The sequence below is a fragment of the Paraburkholderia sp. BL23I1N1 genome (genome assembly GCF_003610295.1).
Lineage (GTDB): Bacteria > Pseudomonadota > Gammaproteobacteria > Burkholderiales > Burkholderiaceae > Paraburkholderia.
Genome location: NZ_RAPV01000001.1, coordinates 6447716 through 6463751 on the forward strand (window position 1 = coordinate 6447716; position 16036 = coordinate 6463751).

General features: G+C 63.8%; 11 protein-coding genes and 3 pseudogenes. 8 read left to right on the plus strand and 6 right to left on the minus strand.

Annotated elements, in window-relative coordinates:
- Positions 1-5 precede the first annotated feature (5 nt).
- Genes bcsZ through B0G76_RS30175 form a run of 3 tightly spaced genes read left to right on the plus strand, consistent with a single transcriptional unit; the run spans position 6 to position 6006 of the window.
- A complete protein-coding gene (bcsZ, locus tag B0G76_RS30170) occupies positions 6-983 on the plus strand; it encodes a cellulose synthase complex periplasmic endoglucanase BcsZ (RefSeq protein WP_259460766.1) in 978 nt (325 codons plus the stop codon).
- Entirely contained in the window at positions 980-1207 is a 228-nt protein-coding gene (locus B0G76_RS44250; RefSeq protein ID WP_259460767.1) for a hypothetical protein, read from the plus strand. The genes bcsZ and B0G76_RS44250 overlap by 4 nt, the downstream gene beginning before the upstream one ends.
- Positions 1198-6006, plus strand: a complete 4809-nt coding sequence (locus B0G76_RS30175) for a cellulose biosynthesis protein BcsC (protein WP_120295714.1) — start codon at positions 1198-1200, stop codon at positions 6004-6006. The genes B0G76_RS44250 and B0G76_RS30175 overlap by 10 nt, the downstream gene beginning before the upstream one ends.
- A gap of 183 nt (positions 6007-6189) precedes the next feature.
- On the opposite strand, the pseudogene B0G76_RS30180 reads toward B0G76_RS30175, so the two are convergent.
- Both B0G76_RS30180 and B0G76_RS30185 read right to left on the minus strand, forming a co-directional pair.
- Positions 6190-6375, minus strand: a pseudogene (locus B0G76_RS30180) (integrase core domain-containing protein); the annotation flags it as partial.
- A gap of 60 nt (positions 6376-6435) precedes the next feature.
- Positions 6436-6753 (minus strand): annotated as a pseudogene (locus B0G76_RS30185) (transposase); the annotation flags it as partial.
- Between the two features lie 26 nt (positions 6754-6779).
- Between B0G76_RS30185 and B0G76_RS30190 the strand changes: the two are divergent.
- The 5 genes and pseudogenes from B0G76_RS30190 (at position 6780) to B0G76_RS30210 (ending at position 9710) form a co-directional block, all read left to right on the plus strand.
- On the plus strand, positions 6780-7217 hold the full coding sequence (locus B0G76_RS30190) for a hypothetical protein (RefSeq protein WP_120295716.1): 438 nt from the start codon (positions 6780-6782) through the stop codon (positions 7215-7217).
- 69 nt (positions 7218-7286) lie between these two features.
- Positions 7287-8033: a GntR family transcriptional regulator gene (locus B0G76_RS30195; RefSeq protein WP_120295717.1), complete on the plus strand. Its 747-nt coding sequence runs from the start codon at positions 7287-7289 to the stop codon at positions 8031-8033.
- A pseudogene (locus B0G76_RS30200) lies at positions 8030-8921 on the plus strand (sulfite exporter TauE/SafE family protein). The gene B0G76_RS30195 and the pseudogene B0G76_RS30200 overlap by 4 nt, the downstream one beginning before the upstream one ends.
- Positions 8918-9277 (plus strand): DUF1634 domain-containing protein, encoded by a 360-nt coding sequence (locus B0G76_RS30205; RefSeq protein WP_120295718.1) that lies wholly within the window; start codon positions 8918-8920, stop codon positions 9275-9277. The pseudogene B0G76_RS30200 and the gene B0G76_RS30205 overlap by 4 nt, the downstream one beginning before the upstream one ends.
- Before the next feature lie 166 nt (positions 9278-9443).
- Complete coding sequence (locus B0G76_RS30210; RefSeq protein WP_120295719.1) at positions 9444-9710, plus strand: hypothetical protein; 267 nt, start codon at positions 9444-9446, stop codon at positions 9708-9710.
- On the opposite strand, the gene B0G76_RS30215 is transcribed toward B0G76_RS30210, so the two are convergent.
- From B0G76_RS30215 to B0G76_RS30230, 4 genes are read right to left on the minus strand one after another with little or no spacing between them, the layout of a single operon-like run.
- Positions 9655-11046 (minus strand): ATP-binding protein, encoded by a 1392-nt coding sequence (locus B0G76_RS30215; protein ID WP_120295720.1) that lies wholly within the window; start codon positions 11044-11046, stop codon positions 9655-9657. The two genes, B0G76_RS30210 and B0G76_RS30215, sit on opposite strands and share 56 nt — an antisense overlap.
- The gene (locus B0G76_RS30220) at positions 11043-11756 is read right to left on the minus strand and encodes a response regulator (protein WP_120295721.1); all 714 of its coding nucleotides are present in this window, start codon (positions 11754-11756) and stop codon (positions 11043-11045) included. Before B0G76_RS30220 ends, B0G76_RS30215 begins: the two co-directional genes overlap by 4 nt.
- A gap of 16 nt (positions 11757-11772) precedes the next feature.
- Positions 11773-14901 (minus strand): efflux RND transporter permease subunit, encoded by a 3129-nt coding sequence (locus tag B0G76_RS30225; protein ID WP_120295722.1) that lies wholly within the window; start codon positions 14899-14901, stop codon positions 11773-11775.
- Complete coding sequence (locus B0G76_RS30230) at positions 14898-15983, minus strand: efflux RND transporter periplasmic adaptor subunit (RefSeq protein WP_259460768.1); 1086 nt, start codon at positions 15981-15983, stop codon at positions 14898-14900. Before B0G76_RS30230 ends, B0G76_RS30225 begins: the two co-directional genes overlap by 4 nt.
- Between the last annotated feature and the right edge of the window lie 53 nt (positions 15984-16036).

Below are 16036 nucleotides of genomic sequence, written 5' to 3' on the forward strand. Positions count from 1 at the left end.
CTGATATGCGGCATCAAACCAATAAGACATCCGTCGCACTGACGCTCGGGCTGGGCCTGGCCTTGGCTGCGACCGCGAGTTTTGCCAGTATCACCAAGGTGTCCCAGGCGACGTCAACGCCGGGTCAGGCGGGTCCGTGCAACACCGACTGGCCGGCGTACCGTATCTTCGTCGAACGCTTCGTGCAGGCCGACGGCCGCGTGATCGACTACTCGTCGCCACAACTGAAAACCACCTCGGAAGGCCAGTCGTACGGCCTGTTCTTCGCGCTGGTCGCGAACGACCGCGCGACCTTTGACCGCTTGCTCAACTGGACCCGCACCAATCTCGCGGGCAATCAGTTCGACCCGCAAAATGTCCGGCTGCCGTCGTGGCTGTGGGGCAAAAAACCGGACGGCTCGTTCGGCGTGCTCGATCAGAATTCCGCGTCCGACTCCGACCTGTGGATCGCCTACGATCTGCTGCAAGCCGGCCGCCTCTGGCATGAGGCAAGTTATACGCAACTCGGTCAGGCGCTCGCCGCGCAAATCGCTCGCCAGGAAATGACCACGCTGCCCGGCGTCGGCCCGATGCTGCTGCCCGGACCGCAGGGCTTCAGGAATGGCGGCGTGACGCGCCTGAATCCGAGCTATCTGCCCTTGCCGGTGCTGCGCGCGCTGGCAAAGGAGATACCCGGCGGCCCGTGGGGCAAGCTCGCCGAGAGCGCCTACACCCTGATCAAGACCACTGCGCCGCAAGGCTTCGCCCCGACTGGGCCGCGTGGCAGAACGGCCAGTTCGTGGTCGATCCAAAAGAAGGCGACACGGGCAGCTACGACGCAATCCGCGTCTACCTGTGGGCCGGCCTCGCCTCGCCCGCCGATCCGCTCGCCAAACCCTGGCTCGCGGCGCTCGGCGGCATGCGCGCGAAGGTTGCGCAAACCGGCATCCCGCCCGAGAAGGTTTCGTCGACCACCGGCACCGCGAGCGGCGAAGGACCGTTGAGCTACTGGGGCGCGCTCGCGCCGTACTTCAAGGCGCTCGGCGACGAGCGCGGCCTCGGCCTCGCGCGCACCCATCTTGCCGTGCTCGACACCAGCGTGCCGGGCCGCGAACCTGTCTATTACGATCGTGTGCTGGGCTTGTTCGGCACCGGATTCATCGACGGCCGCTATCGTTTCGACGAAGCCGGCCGTCTCGTGCCGAGTTGGAGAAATGCATGCGATTGAGCGCCCTCGCGTTTTCATTGCGGTTCGCGCTGAGCCTCACGGCCGTCTGCTGCGTGGCGACGGCTTCGCCTGACGCGTTGGCGCAGGCGTCGAAAGATCCCCTGAACGTGCTGATCGATCAGGGCAAGTACTGGCAATCGCATCACCGCGGCGACCTCGCCGAGCAGGCCTGGCAGAAAGTATTGCGTATCGATCCGAAGCAGCCCGATGCGCTCTACGGCATGGGCATGGTGCTCGCCGACCGCAAGGACGGCGCGGGTGCGCAGCAATATCTGGCGCGTCTGAAAGCGGTTGCGCCGAACTATCCGAATCTGGACGAACTGGGCCGGCGGCTCGGCGAATCGAGCCTGCGCGACCAGACTGTCAATGACGCGCGCCGGCTCGCGCAAAGCGGTCAAAGCGCGAGCGCGGTCGAGGAATATCAGCGCGCATTGAACGGCAAGCCGGCCACGCCCGAACTGCAACTCGAGTACTACCAGGCATTGTCGGCCACGCCGCAAGGCTGGGACCAGGCGCGCCGCGGCCTCGAACAACTCGCGCGCGACAACCCCGACGACCCGCGCTACGCCCTTGCCTACGCCCAGCATTTGACGTATCGCGACGTGACGCGCCGTGAAGGCATCGCGCGGCTGCAGAAACTGGCGGGCGACAGCACGGTCGGCGCGTCGGCGAAAAAGAGCTGGCGGCAGGCGTTGTTGTGGCTCGATGCACGGCCCTCCGACGCTGCGTTGTACGAAGCGTATCTGCAAGGCGCAACCGACGACGCCGCGGTCAAGGCGCGTTTCGAGTCGATGGTTGTGCAGGACAAGGCGGCCCGCGATCGCGCCCAGGAAAATGCCGCCGTCGACGCCCGCGGCCGCACCATCGCCGACGGTTTCGCTGCGCTCGATCGCGGCGACCTCGGCACGGCGCGCGCGCAGTTTTCGTCAGTACTGGCAAATAGTCCAAACGACAGCGATGCGCTCGGCGGCATGGGTATCGCCGCCTTGAAGCAGGAAAAATTCGCCGAAGCCCGCAACTATCTGGAACGCGCATCGCGCAGCGGCAACCCGGCGCGCTGGAAAACCGCGCTCGATAGCGCGACCTACTGGACCTATACCAGCGACGCCATCGGCGCCCGCAGCAACGGAGAGTTCGCGAAGGCGAAGTCGCTATTCGAACGCGCGATCGCACTGAATCCGTCCGACGTCACCGCGCAGGTGCTGCTCGGCGAAATGCTGCTGTCGAACGGCGACCCTGTCGGCGCGGAGCAGGCCTACCGGATGGCCCTGCGCCGCCAGGCCGACAATCCCGATGCGATTCGCGGCCTCGTCGGCGCGCTTGCCGCGCAAGGCCGTGGCGACGAAGCGCTGCAATTCGCCAATCAGCTGAACAGCGAACAGCAATCGAAGGCCGGCGGCATCAACCGTCTGCGCGGCGAAGCGCAGGCCGCGCAGGCGCGCGCGGCCGAAGCGCGCGGCGATCTCGGCAGCGCGCGCAGCCTGTTCGAAGACGCGTTGCTGAACGACCCCGACGATCCCTGGCTGCGCCTCGACCTCGCGCGCATTTACGTGCGCCAGGGGGCGGTTGCGAATGCCCGCAGCATGATGGACGGCTTGCTCGCCGCGCATCCCGACATGACCGACGCGCTCTATGCGAGCGCGTTGCTGTCGGCGGAAACGCAGGACTGGGCAGCCGGTCTCGCGCAACTCGAACGGATTCCCCCCGCCCAACGCACCGACGCGATGACGACCTTGCAGCATCGCTTGTGGGTGCGTCAGCAGGCCGACCTCGCCACGCGGATGGCGCGCAACGGCCAGTCGCAACAGGCACTGGCGACGTTGCAGGCAGCCGAGCCGGTCGCGGGCAACAGCCCCGAACTAATTGGTGTGATTGCCGCCGCATATCAGCAGGCGGGCGACCCAACCCGCGCGTTGAGCCTCGTGCGCAGTGCGATGAACGCGGCGCCCGGCAACACCGATTTGCTGCTGCAATACGCGGGCATTCTGTCCGCCACCCGGCAGGAGGCCGAGCTCGGCATGGTGATGCGGCGGCTCGCGTCGATGCAACTGACGCCGCAGCAGCGCACGGATTTCGGCAATCTGAATCTGGGGATCGTCATCAAGCAATGCGACTTGGTGCGTCAGCGCGGCGAGCTTGCCAGCGCCTACGACGTGATCGCGCCGTGGCTTGCGGCGATGCCCGACAACCCCGACCTGCAGGCCGCCCTCGGGCGCCTCTACTCGAGCGCCGGCGACGACCGCAATGCGCTTGCTAGTTACCGCGTCGCGCTGCAGCGCAAGCCCGACGACCTGAACCTGCTGCAGTCGGCCATCTCCGCGGCGAGCGGTGCGAAACAGTTCAGCTACGCCGAATCGCTCGCCAAGCAGGCGCTCGCGGCAGCGCCTGGCGATCCGGGCGTGCTGGCGACGGTCGGCCGCATGTATCGCGCCGAAGGCAAGCTGTCGCTCGCGTCGACTTATTTGCAGCGCTCGCTCGTCGCGGCCAATACGCCACTGATGGCCAACGCGCCACGCGCCAATGCGCAGAGCAACGTGCCGCGTGGCTGGGAAGCCGCGATGCGCCGGATCGGCGCGACGCCGCTGCCGGGCACCAATCCCTTCGAAGGTAAAACCGCCACGATCTCGCCGACCGATGCCGATAACGCCGCGTTTGCCGGCGGTGGCTCCAATGCCGCGCGTGCTTCGCTTCCGTACTCGCAGTCCTCCTTGCCGTCACAGACCGTGCCGAACTATCCGCCGCCCTCGCAGCCCGCGCCGTATGTCGCGCCGTATGTCGCGCCGTATGTCGCGCCTTATTCGGCGCCCGCGCAGCCGTATGTGCCTACCGCCGTGCCGAACGCCGCGCCTACCGCCGTTCCCTATAACGCGCCGCGTCCCGGTGCCAATACGGGTGGCTACGGCCAGGAGACCAACGGATCGAGCCAGTCGGGCGCGCCGTTGCAGCCGTATCCGGGTCAGGGACAGGCGCAGATGCCGCCCGTGCAGCAGTTGCCGCAACAGCAGTACAACCCGGGGTATCCGCAGCAGGGTGCATATCCTCAACAAGGTGGATACGCTCAGCAGCCGGTGCCGGACGGCTATGCACCCACGCCATGGCCGATGTCGCCTGCGGCACGTGAAGCGCAAGCCAATGCCGGTTCCATGCAGCAGCCGCGTTACACGGGCTCGTCCACCAGCACGAAACACTCGACCAGCAAGAAGACGAGTGCTTCGAAGAGCAACCGTAACGCACAAGCCTATGCGCAGGCGCCGTATGGGCAGGCGCCTTATTGGCAGCAGCAAGGCTATCCGCAGCAGCAGCCCTACTACGGCCAGCAGCCTTATCAACCGTATCCGCAACAACAACAGGGTTACGCGCAGCAGCCTTACCAACCGATTCCGCCGCAGCAGGCTTACGGTCAGCAGCCTTATCAGCCGTATCCGAACCAGGGCTCCGGTTATTACGCGCAACAACAGCAGCCGTACATTCCGCAGCCGCCGACTGGTTATGCGCAGCCGTATTACCCGCAACAACCCGGCGCGAACGGTAACGGCGGCAACTACGCGCAACCGAACGTCGCCAACACGCAGACGCTCGGTGTTGCTGAGGAACTGGCGCAGGTCAATCGCGAGCAGTCGAGCACCGTGTCGGGCGGGATCGTGTTCCGCAATCGCACAGGAGAAGACGGCCTCTCGACGCTGACGGATATCGAAGCGCCGATTCAGGGGCGTATCAAGGCCGGCAATGGCCACATTGTCGTGACGGCGACGCCGGTGACGCTGGATGCCGGCACGGCCGCGGGCAATTTATCGACGCTCGCGCGATTTGGCGCGGGGTTATCCAATAGCACGTCCGCGGCGGCGGCGGTTGCCGGCAACAACATCTATGGCAGCCAGACCGCCAGCGGCGTGGGGCTGTCGCTTGGCTACGCAGGGCGCAGCTTTAGCGGCGATGTCGGCGTGACGCCGCTCGGTTTCCCCGAGAAGACCGTCGTGGGCGGCCTGCAATATAACGGTGGCATTACCGACAAGGTGTCGTATTCACTGGCCATTGCGCGCCGCGCGGTGACTGACAGCCTGTTGTCTTATGCTGGCGCGCGCGATTCGGGTTCCGGCCTCGAATGGGGCGGCGTGACTTCCAACGGCGGGCTCGCCAGCATTGCATGGGACGACGGCACCAGCGGCCTGTATGCGAATGCCGCGTACCAGCACTACATGGGCAATCACGTCGCAAGCAATAACGCATACAAAGGCGGCGGCGGCGTCTACACGCGCGTGGTGAAGGATGCCGATCAGACGCTGACTATCGGTGTGAACACGACGCTGATGACCTATAACAACAACCTGTCCTACTTCACCTATGGTCAGGGCGGGTACTTCAGTCCACAGCAGTACATGATTCTGAATTTGCCGGTGGAGTGGACTGGGCGTAATGGCGCGTTTACCTATGATTTGAAGGGGTCGATCGGCGTGCAGCATTACCGGCAGGATGCGTCGAATTACTTCCCGCTCAATGATGGTTCAAGTCGCCAGAGCGATGCGGCGGCGGAAGCCAAGACCCTTGGTTCGGGTTTGGATAGTGGTGCGGTTTATCCTGGGCAGAGTAAGACTGGGGTTTCTTATTCGCTTAGCGCGGTGGGGGAATATCAACTTGCGCCGCAGTTGGCGTTTGGGGCGACTGCGTCGCTCGGCAATGCTTACGAGTATCGCGAGTGGCTCGCGGCTGTTTATGTGCGGTATAGCTTTAGTAAGCAGACGGGGTTGCAGCCGTTTCCGCCTACGCCGGTGAGTTCGCCTTATTTGTCGCTGTCGAATTAGTCGTTCTTTTTTTGCCTGTGCGGCGCTTGTTGTCTGTGCGCCTGCGACGTTGGCCTCTCCTTGCTTTGTTAGTGGTCTATTAGCGTTCCCCCTGTGCGGGGGGCACCTACTTTTTTTTGTGGCAGGCAAAGAAAAGTAGGTGTGTAGTGGTCAAGTAAATTTGGACACCGACAAAGGAAGTTGTTAAAAAAATGAAGTCTCGTGCCGCACCGGCGGCACTCCGTTCGTTGCCGAATGGATCCGCCGGCAGTTATAAAAATCGTCGATATAGGCCTTGATGTCGCGTTCGGCTTCTGCGTGATCGAGGTACCCCTTTGGGTTCAGCCATTCACTTTTCAGGCTTCTAAAGAAGCGCTCCACGACCGCGTTCACGCTCCTATGTCAAGCAGAGGCCGCCGAATCGGCCAGATCGGCCAGAATGAGCGGGTACTACTCCCGGACGATATAGCGCTTCAGGCAACGGTGGATTTCCTTGTTGGACATGCCTTCCTTCGTGCGGCGTTCGACATAGGCGCGGGTGCGCGGATCGCTGCGCATCCGAACCATGGCGATAGTCCACAGGGCGTTGTTCGCAGAGCGGTCACCGCCCCTGTTCAAACGATGTCGGACCGTCTTGCCGGACGACGCCTGCAATGGACTTGTGCCGCAAAGTGCCGCCAACGCAGCTTCACTTTTGAGGCGTTCAGGATTGTCGCCTGCAACAGCGACCAATACCGCAGCGGTCTGAGGGCCGACACCGAATCGTTCGCGAATCCGCCTGGAGTTTCATCGACATGCAGAATGCAATCATCGTTGTGACGGGCAGCGGTGGGCAGGAGCTCAGCCTCAACGCGAAAGAACATGCCGACGTGCTGGATCGCGTTCGCGTCGGCGACAAGATCGCAATCGGCTATCAGGAGCCGTACGTCACCGGCCTGACTCGCACGAAGGGTACCCCCCTCACGCGCTTGGCGCGCTCGGTCAAAGTAACCAAGTCTGCAGCCGATGCCGGACAAGACGGTTTCCAGGCTGTGCGGACCTATAACGGCGTGGTGGAAGTCACCGCGATCAATCGTCAGAAGCATGTCCTGACCATTGCCGACGCATCCGGTACCGCTCACACGATCAAGGTGACCGACCCTGCGCTGGTGAAGGTCGTGGGCTCGCTCGCGCGTCACGATCACGTTCAAATCGGCTACGACACTGCTGTCACCGTAACCTTCGTGCACTGACGCCGGCCCCAAAATCCGCCCCAAAATCGCGCCTTGACACCGCGACATCATGACGTCATGATGTCTCGCATGAACGCCGAACGAAACAGCCAACTCCCGCTCTACGCACAAGTCGAAGCGGTCCTCGCCGGGCGGATCGCGGACGGCACGTATCCGCCAGGCACGCAGTTGCCCAATGAAGCGAGCCTGCTGGCCAGCTTCAACATCAGCCGCACCACGCTGCAAAAAACGGTGCAGAACCTGATCACGCGCGGCCTGATCGAAATCCGTCGCGGCAAAGGCACCTTCGTCACCCAGCCGCGCCTCACGCAGCCGCTCACCGAACTGAGCGGCTTTGTCGAGGATATGCGCGCGCACGGCCGCCATCCAACCGCCCGGCTGCTGGCGCGGCAAATCGAAAATGCCAGCGAGGCCGTTGCCGCCAAGCTGGCGCTCGAACCGGGCACGCCCGTCGTCCACATTCAGCGCGTGCGCATTGCCGACGGCACACCGCTTTCCTTCGACGAAACCTGGCTGCCGAAAGACATCGGCGAAAAGATCATCGAAAACGATCTGGAGGCGGAGCCGATCTTTACGCTGCTCGAGGAGAAGTACGGCATTCCGCTGATCGAGGCCGAATACCGGCTCGAAGCGATCGCCGCGAGCGAAGCCGTTGCGCAGGCCCTCGAAGTCGACACGGGCAGCCCGATTTTCCTGATCGAGCGAACCTCGTATTGCGACGACAACCGTCCGGTCGACTATGAAAAGTTGTACTACCGCGGCGATCAGATCCAGTTCGTCACCCGTCTCGCCCGGCGCAAGCCGAACCGTCCATGACCGGCGCGCAGGCAGCGATAGATCTGAGCTACACGCTGTGGCTCTTCGCGGTGTCGTTCGGGGCAAGCGCGCTGGGCGGCATGCTCGGCATGGCAAGCGGCATTTTTATCGTGCCCATTCTGACCACGTTCGGTCACCTCGATATTCACGTCGCAATTGGCGCCAGCATCGTTTCGGTAATCGCCTGTTCGTGCGGGAGCGCCGCGCCCTTCCTGCGCGGCCGCTTGACCAATGTTCGTCTCGCCGTGGTGCTTGAAACCGCCACCACGCTGGGCGCGTTGTCCGGCGTGCTGCTGAGCGGGCTCATTCCGGTGCCCGTGCTGTTTTTTCGTTTTTGCCGTCATCCTGCTGCTCTCCGCCCAGCAAATGCTCGCACGGCGTGCCGACCCGGTCGCCGGCCTTGGCGCGAGCGCGCCGGGCGCACATTCGTGGGGCGCTGTGTTGCGTCTGGATTCAAGCTATCCGGATCGCGCGCTTGGACGCGATGTCGACTATCGCGTGCAACGCGTGCCGCTGGGTTTGTCCCTGATGTACGGAGCGGGCTTGATTTCGGCCTTGCTCGGCATCGGCAGCGGCGTCCTCAAGATTCCGGCCATGGATACGGCGTTGCGCCTGCCGATCAAGGTTTCGTCTGCAACGTCGAATTTCATGATCGGCGTGACGGCGGCGGCCAGCGCCGGCGCTTACTTCCTGCGCGGTGAAATCATGGCGGCAATTGCCGGCCCGGTGGCATTGGGCTCGGTGGTGGGCGCCGTGCTCGGCGCGCGCATCCTCACGCGGGTTTCGGGCGACAAATTGCGCGTGCTCTTTGTCGTGGTGCTCGCGGTGCTCGCCGTGCAAATGCTGCTCCAAGCCTTCGGCGTCCGGCTTTCCGGAGCGTCGGCATGAACCGCGTCGCGTCGGCCGGATGGCGGCTCGAACACTGGCTTGCGAAGCTCCTGCATTACGGCACATGGGTGGCGACGGGCACGATCGCGGCCGGCCTTGCAATTAGCCTTCTAGGTACCCCCGGAAGCCCCCTTGCAAGCGCGTTGCCCGGCATGCGAACTCCCCCCGGACTGCTTTCAATGCCGGCCGGCATACATATTGTGACCATTGGCATTGCGCTTTTTATCCTGCTGCCGGTAATGCGGCTTATATTGATGTTAGGGATGTTCCTGCATCAGCGCGACTACCGGTTCAGCGCGATTGCCGCCCTCGTGCTGGTGATCGTCGCCGCGGGATTACTGGCCGGCGCGGCGTGATGTGTGCGGCACGGACGCCCCCTGGTATGATGCGATCGCACACCGGTCAGCGTTCGATTCATCGCCGCACTGTGTTGTGCTTTGTCATTGCGCTTTTTCATAGCTTTCAGACGTTGCATATGCAGCCGCGTCTTGCGCGGCACTTCACCTAGCCACGAGAACCATCATGCCCGCCCATCACGACGAAGTCCCTGCTACCAGCACCCAGCCTGACAAGGCGAAGCGCAAGGATCTGTCCATTGTGTGGCGCAATCTTCTGATGGTTCTGGTCGGCGTCGTGGTCTTCGCGATCGTTTCGACGGTCGTGCTCTACGGTCCGATCACTTACGGCGACGAGATTCCCAACTTCGGCATCATTCTCATGATGACCGTGCCGGTTATCGCGGGTGTGGCGTTCCGGGTGGGGCTGGATGCGTGGCTGGATAAGGAGTGAGCGGCAACACCACCCACACCTCCAGCCCGCCGCCCTCGCGCGTATGAAACTGCAGGCTGCCGCCGTGCAGCCGCGCAATCCGCTCGACAATCGCCAGCCCCAGCCCGGTACCGCCGCTATGCGTGCGAGCATTGCGGCCACGCTGAAACGGCGCTTTCAGCTGTTCCAGCTCCTCCGCCGTGAGCCCTTTGCCGCGATCGCCGACCGCGACATACACGGCTTCGCCGGTCGCCCAGCTCCGCACGGCGAGCCCGCTGCCGCCGTAGACGATCGCGTTCTGCATGAGGTTCATCAGGAGCCGCATCATGCTGATCGGCCGATTCGGAATCGCGGGTAACACCGCCAGCGACAACGCAAACTCGTGACCGAGCCCGGCGAAATCGCCGGCGAGCCGTTCGATCAGCGCATTGAGATCACCGGGCTCGGCCGGTTCGCGCTCGCCGCTGCCCGCGTAATCCATGAACTGCTGCAAGATCGTCTCGATCTGGTCCAGATACGACTCCGCCGCGACCACAAAACTGCTGTCGCTGCCATCCGGCATCGCCATGGCCATCGAGAGCCGCAGCTTGGTGAGCGGCGTGCGGATGTCGTGTGAAATGCCCGCCAGCATCAGCGCGCGCGTCGCCTCGGCCTGCTGCAATGCGTGGGTCATCTGATTGAACGCACTACTGACGGTGGCGATCTCGAGGGGGCCATCGGTCGGCAGCGGCGCGGGCGTTTCGCCGGCGCTCACGCGGCGCGCCGCCCCCGTCAGCTGCTGAAGCGGCTTGTTGAGGTGACGCTGAATCACATAGCCGGTCAGCGCCGCCAGTGCGCCCAAACCAAGCGACAGCAGGATCGCGGCGTCGAGTTCGGCGCCTTGCGCGTCCTCCGGAATCGGCAGCGCGATCCAGTACGGCGTGTGCGGCGCATCGGCCGGCGCATGCATACGAATCCACAACCGTTGACCGCCTTCGGACTGCCACAGCGCGGGCATGTCGACAGGCAAATGCGCGCGCAGGCTGTCGAGAAACACGCTGCGCTGATACGTGCGATAGGCGCGCATCAAACTGGGCGTGGGTTCGATGGTGGCCTCGGTGGGTAGCGCGGTGCGTGCGTCGAGACGTGCGGTCAATTCAGCGCGCGCGGCAGGCGGCGTGGCGGCGAGCAACTGATCCATCGTCTTCACGTAGGTCGCAAACACGGTAGCCGCGCGTTCGACGCGAGGGCGCTGCACGTAATGCATCAACACGACGAGCGCGCAGATCTGGCTCAGCATCACCAGCACGATCAGCAGGACGATATTGCGTGCCAATAGCGTTTTCGGGAGCAACCTCGGCAGCCAGGCGCGCGTCATGAGTCGACGTCCGCGACCAGCATGTAGCCGACGCCCCACACAGTCTTGATGAAGCGCGGCTTGGACGGGTCGTCCTCGATGATCTGCCGGAGCCGCAACACCTGCACATCGATGCTGCGATCAAGCGCATCGTGCTCGCGCCCACGGGCGCGCGCCAGCAGATTGTCGCGGCTCACGGGCCGGTTCGGCGACGAAGCCAGCGCGACCAGCAGCATCATCTGCGCCGAATGAAGCTCCAGCAACTCTCCCGTACGTGACAACTGCTGCTTGCCGACGTCGAGACTGAAATCGCCGAAGCGCACGCTCTGCGAGGTCACGGTGACATCGCCCGAGGCGATCTTCTGGCGGCGCAGCAGCGCGTTGATCCGCGCCACCAGTTCACGCGGCAGGAACGGTTTGGCGAGATAATCGTCGGCGCCGGTTTCGAGGCCGACCACCCGGTCGAGCGGATCGCCCTTGGCGGTCAGCATCAGAATCGGCAACGTCTGCCCTTGCGCGCGCAAACGGGCGCAGATTTCGAGGCCGTCTTCTTCACCGATCATCAGATCGAGCACCAGCAGATCGAACGGCTCGCGCTCCAGATAGCGGTCGAGCCGCTTGCCGTCTTCCGCGATCCGCACCTCGAAACCGTGGCCGCGCAGGAAACGCTGCAGCATGTTGCGCAGCTCGGCTTCGTCGTCGAGCACAATGATTTTGGCGGGGCGATCCATACGAAAGCTCCTCGGTTTAAGCGTCGGGCGATGCATGCCGCGCCGCGTGCCGTTCGGCCTGGCGCTGCAACAGCACGTAGATCGACGGAATGAACAGCACGGCGATACACGTTGAAGCAAGCATCCCAGAAAATACCGCAATCCCAAGCGACCGGCGCGCGCTCGCACTTGCGCCGGTGGCGATCACGAGCGGCACCACGCCGAGAATGAACGCGAACGAGGTCATCATGATCGGCCGGAACCGCAAACGCGCCGCTTCCACCGCGGCCTCGGCGATGCTCACGCCCTGCGCGCGCAAATGCCGCGCGAATTCGACGATCAGAATCGCATTCTTCGCGGAGAGCGCGATCAGCAGCACGAGGCCGATCTGCGTGTACAGATTGTTGGCCGCGCCGAGCGCGGCAAGCGTGCCGGCCGTACCGAGCAACGCGATCGGCACGGCGAGCACCACCGCCACCGGCAACAACCAGCTTTCGTACTGGGCCGCCAGCACGCAGAACACCAGTAATACGCCCACGGCAAACACCCAATAGGCCGAATTGCCGACCAGTTTCTCCTGATACGACATCGCAGTCCATTCGTAGCCTATACCGGCGGGCAGCACGCGCGCCGCTTCCTGCTCGAACGCGGCGATCGCCTGACCGGTGCTATAGCCGTTCGCCGGATTGCCGTTGATGGCCGCGGCCGGCGCCAGGTTGTACAGCGTCGCCACCGCGGGGCCCACGCTCGCATGCGCGTCGATAAAGGTGCCCAACTCCACCATATGGCCGCTGTTACTGCGAATCTGCAGGCGGCGAATGTCGTCGGTTTCGCGGCGAAACGCGCCGTCGGCCTGCACGAATACAGGGAACGTATGGTTGAACGTCGTGAACTGGTTCACATAGCTCGAGCCGACGTAATCCTCCAGCAGGTCGAACACATTGCCGACCGGTACCTGCAGCGACTCGGCCTTGGCGCGATCGAGCGTGAGTTCGACGGTCGGCACCGCCGCGCGAAACGGGCTGAACACGCGCTGCAGTTCGGGCCGCTTCGAGACGTTGGCGATCAGCGCGTCGGTAGCGTCCTGCAAGCGCTGATAGTTTTGAGAGCCGTCCGTGAGCATGACCTGCATCTGCACACCGCCGCTATTGCCGAGGCCCTGAATCGGCGGCGGCACGATCACTACGGAGCGTACATCGGGCAGTTTCGCAAGTTCGCTATTCATGCGCAAATAGAGCGAGCGCAGGTCCTCGCCTTTGCCACGCTTGCTCCAGTCGTCGAGCGTGACGTAGATCAGCGCGGAATTCGGTAGCGATGCGTTGTTATCGAGCGGCGAGATGCCGCCGATCGACACCACGTGGCTCACACCGGGAATCGCGCCGATACGTTTTTCTATCTGCGCGCTCGCCTCACGGGTGCGTTCGAGCGAAGCGGCATCCGCCAGTTGCGCGGCGATCAGCATATAGCCCTGATCTTCGAGCGGAATGAAACTGGTCGGCACGCGTGTCAGCAGAAACGCGGACGCTGCGCCGAGTACCAGCGCGATGACGAGCGCCAGCCCGCAGCGCTGCACGAACCACGAAACAATGCGTACATAGACCTTTTCGGCGCTGGCGTATCCCTTGTCGAACACGCGATACACGATGTTCGGCTTGCCGGGCCGCGCGTGACGCAGCCAGCGTGCGCTCTGCACCGGCTTCAGCGTCACCGCATTGATCGCGCTGATGATCGTCGTGGCGACCACAACCAGCGCGAACTGCCGGTACATCTGGCCGGTCACGCCGCCGAGAAACGCCGACGGCAGGAACACCGAGATCAGCACCAGCGTGATGCCGACAATCGGCCCGAGCAACTCGTGCATCGCGTCGACGGCGGCCTGCTTCGGCGTCTTGCCCCGCTCGATATGCTGCGTAATTCCTTCGACCACCACGATGGCATCGTCCACCACGATGCCGATTGCCAGCACGATCGCGAACAGCGTCAACAGATTGATCGAGAAGCCGAGCAGGTAAATTGCGCCGAACGTGCCGATGATCGTCACCGGAATCGTCGTGGCGGGCACGAGCATCGCGCGCCAGTTCTGCAGAAACAGCAGGATCACCGCGAGCACCAGCAACCCGGCTTCGAACAGCGTCTTGTACACGTCGATCACCGACTGCCGTACGAAGATCGTCGTATCGAACGGCAATTGATAGCTGACGCCCTTCGGCATGTCTTTCGCGAGACGCGCCATGGTCGCCTTCACGGCGTTGCCCACTTCCAGCGCGTTGGCCTCGGGGAGTTGATAGATAGCGATACCCGCAGCGGGTTTGCCGTCGATATTGAAGAATTGCCCGTAACTCGACGAACCCAGTTCGGTGTGACCCACATCGCGAATTCGAACGAAGTGGCCACCATTGTTTGAATCGGCCTTGATGATGATGTCGTCGAACTCGTGCGGATCGGAGAGCACGCCCTGCATGTTCACCGTGAGCTGGAATGCCTGGCCGCCGGCGTTCGGCTCGGAGCCGAGCTGGCCCGCGCTCACGTCCTTGCTTTGACTCTGGATCGCCTGCATCACATCGGCGGCGGTCAGATTGCGCTCGCTCAGCTTCTGTGGATCGAGCCACACGCGCATGCTGTACTGCCCCGTGCCGAACACGGTAACGTCACCGACACCCGGCAAACGCGCCAGCGTATCGCGCAGATAAATCACCGCGTAATTGCTCAGAAACAGCGTGTCGTATTTCGGGTCTGGCGACTGCAGCGTGTACAACTGCAGGATTGCCGTGGAGCGCTTGCGCACGGTCACGCCCTGCTGCTGCACCGCTTGCGGCAATTGCGCGGTGGCGGCCGAAACGCGGTTTTGCACCAGCACCTGCGCTTTATCGACGTCCGTGCCGACGGCGAAGGTGACCGTGAGCGTGTAGGTGCCGTCGTTCGTGCTGGTCGATTGCATGTACAGCGCGTTTTCCACACCATTGACCTGCGTTTCGATCGGCAGCGCCACGCGGTCGATCACGGTCGCCGCGCTCGCGCCCGGAAAGCGGGCGACAACCTGCACGGTCGGCGGCGTAATCGGCGGATACTGCGCGATCGGCAAGTTGATCAGCGCGGCGCCGAGCAGCATCACGATCAACGCGATCACATTGGCAAGGACCGGACGCTCGACGAAGAAGCGGATCATGACTGGCCCAGCGCCGCAGCGGCGACCACCTGCACTTTGGCGCCGGGCGCGACGGCCAGCGCGCCGCCGGTCACGACCTGGTCGTTTGCATCGAGACCCGAGGTGACGGCCCGCTGCGAACCGTACAGACCACCCGTGACCACCGCGCGTTTCTCGATCACGCCCGCGCTGTTCACCACCAGTACCGACGCGCCCGCCTGCTCGCGCAGTAACGCAGTGTCCGGCACCAGCAGCACGTTGTGCGGCGCGCCGGCAGGAATATGCACCTCGACCGACATGCCCGGAATCAGGTGTGCGTCCTGGTTGGCAATATCGGCGCGCAGCTTGACCGCCCCGCTGTCCGGATCGACCCGTGTGTCGACGAATTCGAGCGCGGCGCCCTCACCCTGCCCCTGGCCGGCGGGCGAGCCGAGCACATTGACGCGCACCGTGCGCGGCGGCTGCGTAAAAATTCCGATGCGGTTCGCGTCGCGCTCATTGAGCGTGAAATTCACGTACACCGGCTGGATGCGATCCAGCGTGGCGAGCTTCGTGGAGTCGGAGGCGCCCACCAGATTGCCGACGTCGAATGCGCGCGCGCCGACGCGGCCGGCAAACGGCGCGCGTATTTCCGTGTAAGCGAGATTGATACGCGACATGTCGCGTTTGGCGAGCGCCTGGTCGCGTGTGGTCTGCGCTTTTTGCAGCGTCGATTCGGAGGTAGCGTTATCGGACGTGAGCTGCTTTTGCCGGACCAGTTCCTGGTCGGCGTTCTCGAGCGCGGCCTGGTCGTAGGTCAGTTGCGCGCGATACGTATCCGGCTCGATGCGAAACAGCACCTGTCCTTGCTTGACGTAAGCACCATCGGTAAAGCCGATTTCCTTCAGCACGCCTTGCACGCGCGCGACGAGCGTGACCGTCGCCGAGGGTGCGACGGTGCCGCTCAGATCGAGCTGCTCGCGCACTTCGCGCGGCATAGGCCGCGTCACGCTCACTTGCGGCAAAGGCGCGGATTGCGCCGATTGCGCTGAGGAGGTGTTGCCGTCGCGGCACGCGGCCAACGCTAACGCTAACGCCACCGCCAGCACGATGCAAAGCCCCACTCCAGCGTGCCTGTTTGCCGCGCTACGCCGCGCCCCGTCCCTGTTCCTCAGGT

Bases quoted from the DNA above. Each gene is read 5' to 3' on its own strand.
- bcsZ (WP_259460766.1), top strand. From the start codon at position 6: ATGCGGCATCAAACCAATAAGACATCCGTCGCACTGACGCTCGGGCTG.
- B0G76_RS30205 (WP_120295718.1), top strand. From the start codon at position 8,918: ATGAACCGCGTCGCGTCGGCCGGATGGCGGCTCGAACACTGGCTTGCG.
- B0G76_RS30220 (WP_120295721.1), bottom strand. From the start codon at position 11,756: ATGGATCGCCCCGCCAAAATCATTGTGCTCGACGACGAAGCCGAGCTG.
- B0G76_RS30175 (WP_120295714.1), top strand. From the start codon at position 1,198: ATGCGATTGAGCGCCCTCGCGTTTTCATTGCGGTTCGCGCTGAGCCTC.
- B0G76_RS30195 (WP_120295717.1), top strand. From the start codon at position 7,287: ATGAACGCCGAACGAAACAGCCAACTCCCGCTCTACGCACAAGTCGAA.
- B0G76_RS30190 (WP_120295716.1), top strand. From the start codon at position 6,780: ATGCAGAATGCAATCATCGTTGTGACGGGCAGCGGTGGGCAGGAGCTC.
- B0G76_RS30215 (WP_120295720.1), bottom strand. From the start codon at position 11,046: ATGACGCGCGCCTGGCTGCCGAGGTTGCTCCCGAAAACGCTATTGGCA.
- B0G76_RS30210 (WP_120295719.1), top strand. From the start codon at position 9,444: ATGCCCGCCCATCACGACGAAGTCCCTGCTACCAGCACCCAGCCTGAC.
- B0G76_RS30225 (WP_120295722.1), bottom strand. From the start codon at position 14,901: ATGATCCGCTTCTTCGTCGAGCGTCCGGTCCTTGCCAATGTGATCGCG.